The organism is Agromyces rhizosphaerae (genome assembly GCF_027925245.1).
Lineage (GTDB): Bacteria > Actinomycetota > Actinomycetes > Actinomycetales > Microbacteriaceae > Agromyces > Agromyces rhizosphaerae.
In genome coordinates, this window is record NZ_BSDP01000001.1 from 1087580 (window position 1) to 1100059 (window position 12480).

Annotated in this window: 11 protein-coding genes; 3 read left to right on the top strand and 8 right to left on the bottom strand. The window is 74.4% G+C overall.

What is annotated here, in order from left to right; genetic code table 11:
* Together QMG39_RS05165 and QMG39_RS05170 are read left to right on the top strand one after the other, a co-directional pair.
* Entirely contained in the window at positions 1-1212 is a 1212-nt protein-coding gene (locus tag QMG39_RS05165; RefSeq protein WP_281882803.1) for a sensor histidine kinase, read from the top strand.
* A complete protein-coding gene (locus QMG39_RS05170; RefSeq protein WP_281882804.1) occupies positions 1209-1856 on the top strand; it encodes a response regulator in 648 nt (215 codons plus the stop codon). Before QMG39_RS05165 ends, QMG39_RS05170 begins: the two co-directional genes overlap by 4 nt.
* A gap of 14 nt (positions 1857-1870) precedes the next feature.
* On the opposite strand, the gene QMG39_RS05175 is transcribed toward QMG39_RS05170, so the two are convergent.
* The 8 genes from QMG39_RS05175 to gabT form a co-directional block, all read right to left on the bottom strand.
* A complete protein-coding gene (locus QMG39_RS05175; RefSeq protein WP_281882805.1) occupies positions 1871-2383 on the bottom strand; it encodes a PaaI family thioesterase in 513 nt (170 codons plus the stop codon).
* A 42-nt stretch (positions 2384-2425) separates the two neighbouring features.
* Positions 2426-2881 (bottom strand): hypothetical protein, encoded by a 456-nt coding sequence (locus QMG39_RS05180; protein ID WP_281882806.1) that lies wholly within the window; start codon positions 2879-2881, stop codon positions 2426-2428.
* 71 nt (positions 2882-2952) lie between these two features.
* Positions 2953-5607 (bottom strand): phosphoenolpyruvate carboxylase, encoded by a 2655-nt coding sequence (locus QMG39_RS05185; RefSeq protein ID WP_373878303.1) that lies wholly within the window; start codon positions 5605-5607, stop codon positions 2953-2955.
* Positions 5608-5698: 91 nt separating this feature from the next.
* Complete coding sequence (locus tag QMG39_RS05190; RefSeq protein ID WP_281882807.1) at positions 5699-6895, bottom strand: UDP-N-acetylmuramate dehydrogenase; 1197 nt, start codon at positions 6893-6895, stop codon at positions 5699-5701.
* On the bottom strand, positions 6892-7344 hold the full coding sequence (locus tag QMG39_RS05195; protein WP_281882808.1) for a MaoC family dehydratase: 453 nt from the start codon (positions 7342-7344) through the stop codon (positions 6892-6894). The genes QMG39_RS05190 and QMG39_RS05195 overlap by 4 nt, the downstream gene beginning before the upstream one ends.
* Positions 7341-7790 carry a MaoC family dehydratase N-terminal domain-containing protein gene (locus tag QMG39_RS05200; protein WP_281882809.1) on the bottom strand — a complete coding sequence of 150 codons (450 nt, stop codon included), beginning with the start codon at positions 7788-7790 and terminating at the stop codon, positions 7341-7343. Before QMG39_RS05200 ends, QMG39_RS05195 begins: the two co-directional genes overlap by 4 nt.
* A gap of 38 nt (positions 7791-7828) precedes the next feature.
* Complete coding sequence (locus QMG39_RS05205) at positions 7829-9313, bottom strand: NAD-dependent succinate-semialdehyde dehydrogenase (protein WP_281882810.1); 1485 nt, start codon at positions 9311-9313, stop codon at positions 7829-7831.
* Positions 9310-10695, bottom strand: a complete 1386-nt coding sequence (gabT, locus tag QMG39_RS05210) for a 4-aminobutyrate--2-oxoglutarate transaminase (RefSeq protein ID WP_281882811.1) — start codon at positions 10693-10695, stop codon at positions 9310-9312. The genes QMG39_RS05205 and gabT overlap by 4 nt, the downstream gene beginning before the upstream one ends.
* 180 nt (positions 10696-10875) lie before the next feature.
* On the opposite strand from gabT, the gene QMG39_RS05215 reads away from it, so the two are divergent.
* On the top strand, positions 10876-12468 hold the full coding sequence (locus QMG39_RS05215) for a PucR family transcriptional regulator (RefSeq protein ID WP_281882812.1): 1593 nt from the start codon (positions 10876-10878) through the stop codon (positions 12466-12468).
* The last annotated feature ends 12 nt before the right edge of the window (positions 12469-12480 follow it).

Here is a 12480-nt window from a genome sequence, read left to right on the forward strand (position 1 = left end):
ATGGGCGGCAAGCACTGGTGGGACCTCGCGGCGGCGGCCACGGCCGTCGCCGCGACGGTCTTCGCGCTGGTCGACACCCCGTACGGGGCGACCGACTGGGTGACGTTCGCCGCCATCGCGGGCTTCGTCGTCATCTACGCGGCATGGGCGAGGCGATGGCTCGCCGGCCCGTCGCTGCTGCACCACCTCGGGCCGGTCGCTGCGCTCTCCGCCACGCTCGCGGTCGGCACCTCGGTCGAACCGTCGTTCGCACTCGTGCAGGCGTTCATCTACCCGTTCGCATGGTGGAGCGCGGCGACCATGCGGCTGGCGGTCATCGGCAACGTCTTCCCCGCCGCTGCGGTGGTCATCGGCTACACGGTGCGGCTCGGGCTGCCGGGGCTGCCAACCGGGCTCGGCATCGCGGTCGTGTCGCTCGCGGGTTCGCTCGCGCTGGGCTTCTGGATCGCCCGGATCGCCGCCTACGGCGCCGAACGGGCCCAGCTGCTCGACGAGCTCCAGGCCGCGCAGGGCGAGCTCGCGGCGATGCACCGCGACGCCGGCATGGCGACCGAGCGCGAGCGGCTCGCACGCGAGATCCACGACACGATCGCCCAGTCGCTTACCGGGCTCGTGATGGTGGCGCAGCGCACGCGGGGGCAACTCGCGCGCGGGTCGGCGGAAGGGGTCGCCTCGGCAACGTCCGATGTCGAGCTCATCGAGCAGATGGCCCGCGAGGCGCTCACCGAGGCCCGGTCGCTCGTGGCGTCGATGGCACCCGTGCGGGTCGAGTCGACGCTCGCCGAGGCGCTCGCCCGGCTCGGGCAGCGGTTCGCCCGTGAGACGGGCGTCGCGGTGCAGACGACGGCGGATGCGCCGGGGCTCGACCGCGAACTCGAGGTCGTGCTGCTGCGCTGCGCTCAGGAGGGGCTCGCGAACGTGCGCAAGCACGCGCACGCGTCGCGTGCATCGATCGAGGCCGCGGCGAGCGCGCGGGAGGTCGTACTCACGGTGCTCGACGACGGCGTCGGACCGGGCGCCGAGCCGGGCGCCGACGGCGGCTTCGGCGTCGCGGGCATGCGCGACCGGGTCGCGCTCGTCGGCGGCACGGTCTCGCTGGAGCCGGGTCCGGCGGGCGGCACCGCGCTCACGGTGGTCGTGCCGCTGAGCGCGCCGGTGCCCACTGCCGAGACGGATGCCTCCGCCGCCCGAACCCCGGAGGCGAACCCGTGATCCGCATCATCGTGGCCGACGACCACCCCATCGTGCGGGGCGGCCTGGCCGGCATGCTCGCCGCGTTCGACGACATCGAGGTCGTCGCCGAGGCGCCCGACGGCCTCGAGGCCGTGCGCCTGGCCGCCGAGCACGCGCCCGACCTCGTGCTCATGGACCTGCGGATGCCCGGGCTCGACGGCGCCGCCGCGACCGAGCGCATCCTCGCGGAGGCCGCCGACGCGGGCCGCGCGACGCGGGTGCTCGTGCTCACGACCTACGAGACCGACGACCACATCATCGGCGCGATCGAGGCAGGCGCCTCGGGCTACCTGCTGAAGGCCGCCCCACAGGACGAGATCGTCGCCGGCGTGCGCGCGGTCGCCGCCGGCGAGACCGTGCTGGCCCCGTCGATCGCCGCGAAGCTCGTCGCGCGCGTGCGCACGGGCGCCGCGCCCGCGGCATCCGACTCCCCCGCGCTCTCGCCGCGCGAACTCGAGGTGCTGCGCCTCGTGGCCGACGGCCGCAGCAACCCCGCGATCGCCGCCGAGCTGTTCATCGGCGAGGCCACCGTGAAGACGCACCTGCAGCACGTCTTCGAGAAGCTCGACGTCTCCGACCGCACCCGGGCCGTCACCCGCGCGATGGAGCTCGGGCTGCTCTGACCGCGGGCCCCGGGTCAGTTGCCGCGGCGGTCGATGACGAGCAGCGAGCTGGTCGCCGTGGCGAGGGCGTTGCCGGCGGGGTCGAGCAGCTCGCCCTCGGTGAAGATGACGCGGCGGCCGCCCTTCACGACGCGACCGACGGCGCGGAGCGGCTCGGTGGTCGGCATGATCGGCCGCAGGTAGCTGACCTGCAGGTCGATCGAGGTGTAGCCGACTCCGACGGGGAGCGTGGTGTGCCCGGCGCATCCGACCACCGTGTCGAGCACCGTGCAGGCGAGGCCGCCGTGCACCATGCCGAGCGGGTTGAGGTGCCGCGCGTGCGGGGTCACCTCGAAGTCGACGGTGCCGTCGCCGACCGACACCAGCTGCAGCGCCATGGTCGACGCGATCGGCGGCGGCGGGATGCGCCCCTCGAGCATGCCCGTCAGGAAGTCGAACCCGCTCAGCTCGGGCAGCGAGGCGAGGCCGATCGCGGGGTCGGCCCACTCGAGGGTCGCGGTGTCGGTGGGCCAGGCCTCGTCGGTCATGGCTGCCAACCTACCGGCCCTCAAAGGCGGGCCGGCCGCGGGCTACTGGAACGCGGGCGTCGGCTCCTCGAAGCGAAGCACGCCGGCGGCGGGCACGGGCACGACGGCGGATGCATCCTGCTCGGAGTCGCCCGGGAACGCGAGGCGCACGACGCACTCCGCCGCCCCCGACTCGGCGATGACCACCGGCCGCCACTCCCAGTACTCCTCGGGCTCACCGGCGGCGACGCGCTCCTCCGTGAGCGGCTCGGGCAGGCGGCACCACCAGCGCTCCTCGAGCACCTCGAGGCCATGGGCGTCGAGCGCCATGCGCGCCACGCCGGGGCCGGTCACATCGCCGAGCGCGGTGCCCAGCAGCGTCATCGCCACGACCGGACCCTCCTCGTCGACGCTCGTGCGCCGGGCGACGCCGTCGACGGGTGCGAGATAGCCGACGAGCTCGTCATCGGTGGAACGGTGGTGCGGGTGCCAGTGCTCGGGTATCACCCGAGGCACCATACCCGCCTGCTCACATGAGCGCACATCGATGACGGGCGTGCGCACCGGTGCAACTGGCCGGTCTGCGCCGCTCAGCCCGTGTTCTGCAGGCCCGCCGCGATGCCGTTCACGGCGAGCAGCAGCAGCCGGTGGTGCTCGTCGGTCGGGTCGCGTTGCTCCTCCTGGCGTACGGCACGCAGGGCGCGCAGCTGCAGCAGCGAGAGCGCGTCGACGTACGGGCTGCGCAGGCGCACGGCGCGGCCGAGCACCGGACGCTCCTGCAGCAGCACGTCGTTGCCGCTCGCGCGGAGCACCTGCTCGCGGGTGAGGTCCATCTCGTCGAGCACGAGGGCGGCCAGGTCGTCGCGGTCGCCGAGGGCGAGGTAGCGCTCGGCGAGGCGCCGGTCGGTCTTCGCGAGCGACATCTCGACGTTCGTGATCATCGACCGGAACAGCGGCCAGCGCGCGAATGCGTCGTGCAGCACCGCGTCGTCCTCGATCGCGGCGAGCGCCGAGCCGAGCCCGAACCAGCCGGTGAGGTTGATGCGCGCCTGGGTCCACGAGAACACCCACGGAATGGCCCGCAGGTCTTCCAGCGACTCGACCGAGAGGCCGCGGCGCGCAGGACGCGAGCCGAGCGCGAGCAGCCCGACCTCCTCCATCGGCGTGACCTGCGCGAACCACGGCGCGAAGCCGTCGGCCTTCACCAGGTCGAAGAAGCGCTTCCGCGACACCCGGTCGAGGTCGGCCGCCAGCCCGGTGAACTCGGCCTTGGCCGCGGTGTTCGCGCGCTCGTTGGCGGGGCTCGAGGCAAGCAGCGTGGCCGCGGCCATCTGCTCGACGTGCCGCACCGCGATGACCGGGTCGCCGTAGTGGGCGAAGATGACCTCGCCCTGCTCGGTGATCTTGAAGCGCCCGTCGACCGAGCCCGCGGGCTGGGCGAGCACGGCCTCGTTCGCCGGGCCGCCGCCGCGACCGAGTGCGCCGCCGCGGCCGTGGAAGAGCGTGAGCTCGATCTCGTTGCGCTCGGCCCAGGTGGCGATGCGCGCCTGCGCGTCGTGCAGCGCGAGGGTCGCCGAGACCGGCCCGACGTCCTTCGACGAGTCCGAGTAGCCGAGCATGACCTCGAGCTGCCGGCCGGTCTGCTCGAGCCGGGAGCGCACCTGCGGGATCTCGATCATCGCATCGAGGATGTCGGTCGACGCGTCGAGGTCGGCGAACGTCTCGAACAGCGGGATGGCGTCGATCACCGGCTGCTCGTCGGGCCCGAGCGCCGCCTCGGCGAGTGCGAACACGTTCGCGATGTCGTCGGCCGACTGGGTGAACGAGACGATGTAGCGGCGGGCCGCGTTCACGCCGTAGCGACGCTGCAGCGAGGCGATGGTGCGGTACACCTGCAGCACCTCGGCGGTCATCTCGGCCTGCTCGCCGCCCGAGCGGACGTCGGCCAGCGCGTCGCGGTGCACCTTCGAGTGCTGGCGCACCTCGAGCTCGGCGAGGTGGAAGCCGAAGGTCTCGACCTGCCAGATGAGGTGCTGCAGCTCGCCGTTCGCGCTGCGCGCGGCACCGGCCGCGACCAGCGAGCCCTGGATGGTCCGGAGGTCGGCGAGCAGTTCCTCGGGGCCGCCGTAGGCGAGGTCGGCGTCGCGCAGGCGGGTGCCGGCGATGCGCTCGGCCACGACGAGCAGCGCCTTGCGGTGCGGCTCGTTCGGTGCGCGCGTGCCGATGCGGGTGGCCTGCTCCTCGGCGAGCGACTGCTGGCGCCGGGAGAGCTCGGCGAGCGCCGCGTCGGGCGGGGTGTCGCCCGTGTCGAGCGTGAGCGCCCGGCCGATGCGGGTCGCGGCACGCTCGAGGCCGAGCAGCACGTGCTCGGAGGCGATCGCCGCGGCGGCCTTCGTGGTCGACGCGGTCACGTACGGGTTGCCGTCGCGGTCGCCCGCGATCCAGGTGCCGAGCCGCAGGAACGGGGTGGCCCGGGCCGGCTCCGCACCGGCCTCGGCGCCCAGCAGGGCGTCGTCGAGCAGCCGGTACACGCGCGGCACCGCCTCGAACAGCGTCTGGTCGAACACGTTCATGACCGTGCGCACCTCGTCGAGCGGGGTGGGCCGGGTCGTGCGCAGCGGCGAGGTGCGCCAGAGGATGTCGATCTCCTCGAGCATCCGCCGCTCCGCCTCGGCATACGCGGGGGTGCCCGCGACGGCGAGGTGCAGCTTCGAGAGCTGGTCGGCGACGCGGCGGATGCCCGAGGCCACCGCCCGTCGCCGGGCCTCGGTCGGGTGCGCCGTGAACACGGGGTGGAAGCGCAGCTCGCGCAGGCGCCGGTTCGCCTCGTCGGCGCCGACCTCGTCGGCCAGCAGCGCGAGCGCGCCGGGGATCGAGTCGGCGGGGGCATCCGCCCCGTTCGCCCCGCGCTCGCGCAGCACGCGCACGCGGTGGTGCTCCTCGGCGAGGTTCGCGAGGTGGAAGTACACGGTGAACGCGCGCGCGACCTGCTCGGCGCGCTCCATCTCGAGGCCGTCGACGAACGCCTCGGCCTCCTCGAGCGCGGCGGTGTCGCCGTCGTAGGCGCGGATCACGAGGCCGCGGAGGTGCTCGACGTCGGCCAGCAGGCCCTCGCCGCCGGCCTCGCGCAGCACGCGTCCGAGCAGCTCGCCGAGGAGCCTGACGTCGGCGCGCAGGGGGCGGTCGACCGACTCCGTCGCCTGGGCGCGGCCGGACTGCTGGGCGTCTGTCTCGATGGTGCTCACCCGATCGACGGTACCCGCGTCGTGTGACCGGGACGTTACCGGACCCGACGAATTCGAGCCGGGCTCGTTGTTCGCGGCCCGGTCGCGGCGCTCACAGCTCCGTGCCGACCAACACGGGCTCGGGCTCGAGCAGGATGCCGAACTCGGCCTGCACCCGGCTGCGCACGAACCGCGCGAGCTGCACGACCTCGTCGGCGGTCGCCCCGCCGCAGTTCGTGAGCGCGAGCGTGTGCTTGCTCGACACCGCGGCGTGCGAGCCGGGCAGGGCGAACCCGCGCGGGATGCCGCTGCGCTCGATGAGCCACGCGGCCGACAGCTTCACGAGCACCTCGTCGTCGTCGGTCCCCGCCGCAGCGTCGGGTTCGGCATCGGATGCCCCGGCCTCGGCCTGGTGCGCGAGGAACTGCTCGAGCGGGCTCGCGTCGAGCGCCGTGAGCGGCACGACCTCGGGCGGCGCCTCCGGCTCGACGTACCAGCGCGGGGCGTCGGCCGGCATCGTGCGCGCCACGTGCTCGGAGACGATCGGGTTGGTGAAGAACGAGCCGGCGCTCCACGAGTCGTGGTCGTCGGGGTCGAGCACCATGCCCTTCGAGGAGCGCAGCGCGAGCACCGCGGCGCGCGTGGCCTCGACCGGCACGCGGTCGCCGAGCTGCACGCCGAGCGCCTTCGCGAGCTGCGGGTACGCCACCGGCACGCCGAGCGCACCGCCCAGCACGTCGCGCTCGGGCGAGGTGTCGTGCAACTCGAGCTCCACCGCGAGGACGATGCCGCGCAGCCCCTGCTTCAGCACGGACGTGCGGTAGCCGAGCTCGAGCTCGGCGGCGGTCATGCGGCGCGGGGCGTCCGCGTCCTCCTCGAGGAAGTCGATCGCGACGAGCACGGCCTCGAGCTCCTGCCCGTACGCGCCGATGTTCTGCACGGGCGCGGCGCCGACGCTGCCCGGGATGCCCGACAGCGCCTCGATGCCCGACCAGCCGCGCGACACGGTGTACGCGACCAGGTCGTCCCAGCGCTCCCCCGCCTGCACGCGCAGCCGCACGGTGTGCGGGTCGTCGCCGGCGCGGGTCGCGATGCCCGTGGTCGCGATGCGGATCACGGTGCCGGGCACGCCCTCGTCGCCGACGAGCAGGTTCGACCCGCCGCCGAGCGCGAGCCACGGCCCGCCCGCCTCCCACGTCTCGCGGGCGAGCGCGACGAGCTCGTCCTCGGTGGTCGCGGTGACCATGCGGGCGGCCGGGCCGCCGACGCGCAGGGTGGTCAGCTCGGCGAGGGGCACCGCGTCCGTCACGCCAGCCGCACCTGCACCTGGGCCTTGCCGAGCACGGTCGCCCCGGCGGCGCTCACGGTGAGGTCGATGCGCGCGGTGCCGGCCTCGGCGTCGAGCCGGCCGACCTTCGCGACGATCGACAGCTCGGCGCCGTCGGCGGGGTCGACCACGACCGGGCGCGTGAACCGCACCTGGTAGTCGGCCACGCGGGCGGGGTCGCCCACCCAGTCGACGACCGGCTGCACCGCGATGCCCATGGTGAGCATGCCGTGCGCGAGCACGCCGGGCAGGCCGACCGACGCGGCCACGTCGTCGCGGTAGTGGATCGGGTTGAAGTCGCCGGATGCGCCGGCGTAGCGCACGAGCGAGTCGCGCGAGAGTGCGACGGTGCGCTCGGCGACGACGTCGCCCACGGCGAGCGAAGCGAGGTCTGGCGTTGCGGGGGCAGCGGCGGCGGATGCGGCGGTCATGCGTCGTCCCCCCGCACCACGAGCGTGGAGATCGCCGTGACGACGTGCGCTCCGGAGGCATCCGTCATCGTCGACTCGGCCGTGACCATCGCGTTGCCGCCGAGCGTCTTCACGCTCGTGACGGCCAGGGTCGCGGTCAGTTCGTCGCCCGCGACGACCGCGCGCGAGTAGCTGAAGCGCTGGTCGCCGTGCACGACGCGGCTGAAGTCGATGCCCGCGTCGGGCTCGGCGAGCAGCTGCGCGAGCGTGTGCTCCTGCACGACCACCGGGAACGTCGGCGGGGCGACCACGTCGGCGTGGCCGGCCGCGCGCGCGGCCTCGGGGTCGAAGTGGATCGGACTCGTCGCGAACACGGCGCGCGCGAACTCGCGCACCTTCTCGCGACCGACGAGGTAGGGCTCGGTGGGCGCGAATTCGCGGCCCATCAGCTCGGGGTTCACTGGCACCCCGACAGTCTACGGGCGCACCCGTCGTCGGCCGCGGGTCAGCTGGGGATCAGCGTGTACTTCGTCGAGAGGTACTCGTGGATGCCTTCGAACCCGCCCTCGCGGCCGAGGCCCGACTGCTTCACGCCGCCGAACGGCGCCGCCGCGTTCGAGACCACGCCCGCATTCAGGCCCATCATGCCCGTGTCGAGCCGGTCGATCATGCGGTGCCCGCGCGCGAGGTCCTGCGTGAACACGTACGAGACCAGGCCGTACTCGGTCGCGTTGGCGAGCCGCACGGCCTCGTCCTCGTCGGCGAACGTGGTGATGCCGAGCACCGGCCCGAAGATCTCCTCGGCGAGCAGGCGCGAGCCGGCCGCGACCCCCGAGAGCACCGTGGGTGCGAAGAACGAGCCGGGGCCGTCGGATGCTTCGCCGCCGGCGAGCACCGTCGCCCCGCGCCCGACCGCGTCGGCCACCAGTTCGCCCGTCGTCGCGACCGCCCGGTCGTCGATGAGCGGGCCGATCTGCACGCCCTCCTCGGTGCCGCGCCCGACGCGCATCGCGCGCACGCGCTCGGCGACCCGGGCCGCGAACTCGTCTGCGACCGACTCGTGCACGATGAAGCGGTTCGCGGCCGTGCAGGCCTGGCCGATGTTGCGGAACTTCGCGAGCATCGCGCCGTCGACGGCCGTGTCGAGGTCGGCGTCCTCGAACACGACGAACGGGGCGTTGCCGCCCAGCTCCATCGACACGCGCAGCACGCCGTTCGCCGCCTCGCGCAGCAGCGCCTGCCCGACCGGCGTCGAGCCGGTGAACGAGAGCTTGCGCAGCCGGGGGTCGGCGATGATCGGCGACGACACCGCCGACGAGTGCGAGGTGGTGATGACGTTGACCACGCCGCCGGGCAGCCCGGCCTCCTCGAGCAACGCGACGAAGGCGAGCGTCGTGAGCGGGGTGAGCGCGGCGGGCTTCACGACCACGGTGCAGCCGGCGGCCAGCGCGGGAGCGATCTTGCGGGTCGCCATCGCGAGCGGGAAGTTCCACGGCGTGATCAGGTAGCACGGTCCGACGGGCCGCTGCGAGACCACCATGTGCCCCGTGCCCTCGGGGTTCAGCCCGTAGCGGCCGTGCACCCGCACGGCCTCCTCGCTGAACCAGCGCAGGAACTCGCCGCCGTAGGTCACCTCGCCGCGCGCCTCGGCGAGCGGCTTGCCCATCTCGAGGGTCATCAGCAGCGCGAAGTCGTCGGCGCGCTCCTGGAGCAGGTCGAACGCCCGGCGCAGGATCTCGGCGCGCTGCCGCGGCGCTGTCGCGGCCCAGGACTCCTGTGCGGCGACGGCCGCGTCGAGCGCCCGCGCCCCGTCGTCGACGCCCGCGTCGGCGATGTGCACGAGCACCTCGCCGGTCGAGGGGTCGCGCACGGGAAGGGTCGCGCCGTCGGCCGCGTCGACCCACTCGCCGCCGATCGAGAGCTGCGTCGGGATGCCGGCGAGCAGCGCAGCCTCGCGGGCGGCGGCTGCGGTGGCGTTCGTGGTGCTCATGCGGATACCTCCATCGATGCGGCGAGTCCGTCGGCGACGACTCCGAGGCCCTCGAGGAGCAGTTCGTCCGAGATCGTGAGCGGCGGCAGGAAGCGGATGACGTTGCCGTACGTGCCGCAGGTGAGCACGACGACGCCGTGGGCGATCGCGTGCGCGGCGACGGCCGCCGTCAGGGCGGCATCCGGATCGCCCGTCACCGGGTCGACGAGCTCCATCGCGACCATGGCGCCGCGGCCCCGCACGTCGCCGATGCGCGGGTCGGACGCCTGCAGCTCGGCGAGGCGTCCGAGCAGCAGTTCGCCGAGCGCGCCGGCACGCTCGACCAGTCCGTCCTCCTCGTACGCGTCGATCGCGGCGAGCGCCGCGGCGCAGGCGAGCGGGTTGCCGCCGTACGTGCCGCCGAGGCCGCCCGGGTCGGAGGCGTCCATGATCTCGGCCCGGCCCGTGACCGCCGCGAGCGGCAGGCCGCCCGCGATGCCCTTGGCCGTGACGACCAGGTCGGGCACCACGCCCTCGTGCTCCATGGCGAACATCGCGCCGGTGCGGCCGAAGCCCGTCTGCACCTCGTCGGCGATGAACACGACGTCGTTCGCGCGCGCCCACTCGGCGAGCGCCGGCAGGAAGCCCTCGGCGGGGACGATGAACCCGCCCTCGCCCTGGATCGGCTCGATGATGAGCGCGGCGAGGTTCTCGGCCCCGACCTGCTTCTCGATCTGGAGGATCGCGCGGGCAGCGGCATCCGCACCGCTCAGCCCCCCGTCGCGGTACGGGTACGACAGCGGCGCCCGGTAGACCTCGGGGGCGAACGGGCCGAAGCCGTGCTTGTAGGGGATGTTCTTGGCCGTGAGGCCCATCGTGAGGTTGGTGCGTCCGTGGTAGGCGTGGTCGAACGCGACGACCGCCTGCTTCCGGGTGGCCCGGCGGGCGATCTTCACGGCGTTCTCGACGGCCTCGGCGCCCGAGTTGAACAGGGCGCTGCGCTTGACGTGGTCGCCGGGGGTGAGGCGGTTCAGCGCCTCGGCGACCGACACGTAGCCGTCGTACGGGGCGATGGTGAAGCAGGTGTGGGTGAACGCGTCGAGCTGGCGCGAGACCGCGTCGACGACCCGCGGGTTGCTGTTGCCCACGCTCGTGACCGCGATGCCGGAGCCGAGGTCGATGAGCGAGTTGCCGTCGGCGTCGACGATGACGCCGCCGCCCGCCGCGACGACATGCACGGGGGCCGCGTGGCCGACGCCGCGCGCCACCGCGGCGGACTTGCGGGCGAGCAGTTCCGACGACCGGGGGCCGGGGATCGCGGTGGCGAGCCGCCGCTCCTGCGGCAGCGTGGGGCCGCCCGTCGGGGCGGGCGCCGTGGCGTCGAGCGGTTCGGCGAGCGTCATCTCGGACTCCTCCTGATCGTGCCGGGCAGCGGCTTCGCGAGCGCGCCGGTCGGCGGTCTCGTCCGATCGTAGGTTCCGCGGGCGACCGAATGCCGCGTACACGGCGTACAGTTCACGCGAACGCACTGGCCGGGTTGTACAGTACGGATGCCCCTTCCTCCCGACCGACGGAGCCCCGCGTTGCATCCCACCCTGCGCACCCTGCTCGACCAGCGCGAGCTCGACCTCCGCCTCGTCGGCGACGCGGACCTGCTGCGCGAGGGCGCCCTGGACGCGCCGCTCGACTGGGCGCACGCCTCGGACCTGGCCGACCCGACCCCGTTCCTCGACGGGAGCGGGCTGCTGCTCACGACCGGGCGCCAATTCGAGGGCGCGGAGCCCGGCTTCGCCGACGCCTACGTCGCACGACTCGTCGAACGCGGGGTCGCCGGCCTCGGCTTCGGCACCGAGGTGCTCCGCGAGGGCACGCCCGACTCGCTCGTGGCGGCCTGCCGGTCCCGGCGCCTTCCGCTCGTCGAGGTGCCCTACCGCACCCCCTTCATCGCGATCGCCCGCACGGTCGCGACCGGCATCGCCGAGGAGGCGTACGCGCGGCGCACCTGGGCGCTCGGTGCGCAGCGCGCGCTCGCGCTCGCGGCGCTCCGTCCCGACGGGCTGAGCGCCACGCTCGCCGAGCTCTCACGGCAGCTCGGGCAGTGGGTTGCCCTCGTCGGCGCGGGCGGGCGCGTCGAGCGCGAGTACCCGGCGGGCGACCTCGACGCGGCGGGCATCGAGGTCGTGCGCGACGGGGCGCGCGAACTGCTCCGCCGCGGCCAGCGCGCGAGCGTGACCGTGCAGGTCGGGCCCCAGCGGGTGAGCCTGCACACGCTCGGCATCGGAGGCGCGCTGCGCGGCGTGCTCGCCGTCGGCGGCGCCGACCGGCTCGATCGGGCCGGCCGCGGGGTGATGACGGCCGTGATCGCCATGGCCGGGCTCGCGCTGGAGCAGCATCGCCACCTCGACCGCACGACCGGACTGCTCCGCACCGGACTGCTGCACGCGCTGCTCGCAGGCGACCTCGACCTGCCCGACCGCATCGCCCGGCAGCTGTGGGGCCCGCTCCCCGCGGGGCCCGTGCACGTGGCGGTCGCCTCTGCGCCGGAGTCGGTCGACGCGCTCGTCGAGTGGCTCGAGCTGGAGGTCGACGCCCGCGAGGGCGCGCTGTTCTTCGCCTGCGACGCCGATCGCGTGGTGCTGTGCACGAGCCAGGCCGACCGCGCGCTCGTCGACGAGGTCTCGCGGGGTTTCCGCGTCGCGGTCGGCGTCGCGGGCCCGGTGCCGTGGGGCGACCTCGCCCGCGGGCACGACGAGGCGCGGCGCGCGCACGAGCGGGCGACCGAGTCGCGCGACCCGGTGGTCGTCACCTTCGACGCCGTCGCCCGCCAGGGCGTGCTCGCGTACCTCGCCCGCACCGACGCGCGCGAGGTCGCGCACGCGTCGCTCGACCCGCTCGTCGCCCACGACGCCGCCGAGGGCACGGCGCTCGTCGCCACCCTGCGCACCTGGCTCGAGCGCAACGGCCATTTCGACGCCGCGGCCCGCGCGCTCGGCGTGCACCGGCACACGGTGCGTGCGCGGATCCAGCACGCCGAACGACTGCTCGGTCGCGACCTCTCCACGTTCCACGCGCGCGCCGACCTGTGGGCCGCACTGCTGGCGGCGGGCGCCGTGGAGGGCGCCGGGACACCGGTCGGGACGGGGTCTGGCCGGGCCGAGGCGCCGAGCGTACCCTGAGAGGTGGCGGAG

What these genes read in the sequence shown, in the direction of transcription:
- QMG39_RS05180 (WP_281882806.1), bottom strand. Translation starts at nt 2,881, where the DNA reads ATGGTGCCTCGGGTGATACCCGAGCACTGGCACCCGCACCACCGTTCC.
- QMG39_RS05195 (WP_281882808.1), bottom strand. Translation starts at nt 7,344, where the DNA reads ATGACCGCCGCATCCGCCGCCGCTGCCCCCGCAACGCCAGACCTCGCT.
- QMG39_RS05205 (WP_281882810.1), bottom strand. Translation starts at nt 9,313, where the DNA reads ATGAGCACCACGAACGCCACCGCAGCCGCCGCCCGCGAGGCTGCGCTG.
- QMG39_RS05175 (WP_281882805.1), bottom strand. Translation starts at nt 2,383, where the DNA reads ATGACCGACGAGGCCTGGCCCACCGACACCGCGACCCTCGAGTGGGCC.
- gabT (WP_281882811.1), bottom strand. Translation starts at nt 10,695, where the DNA reads ATGACGCTCGCCGAACCGCTCGACGCCACGGCGCCCGCCCCGACGGGC.
- QMG39_RS05165 (WP_281882803.1), top strand. Translation starts at nt 1, where the DNA reads ATGGGCGGCAAGCACTGGTGGGACCTCGCGGCGGCGGCCACGGCCGTC.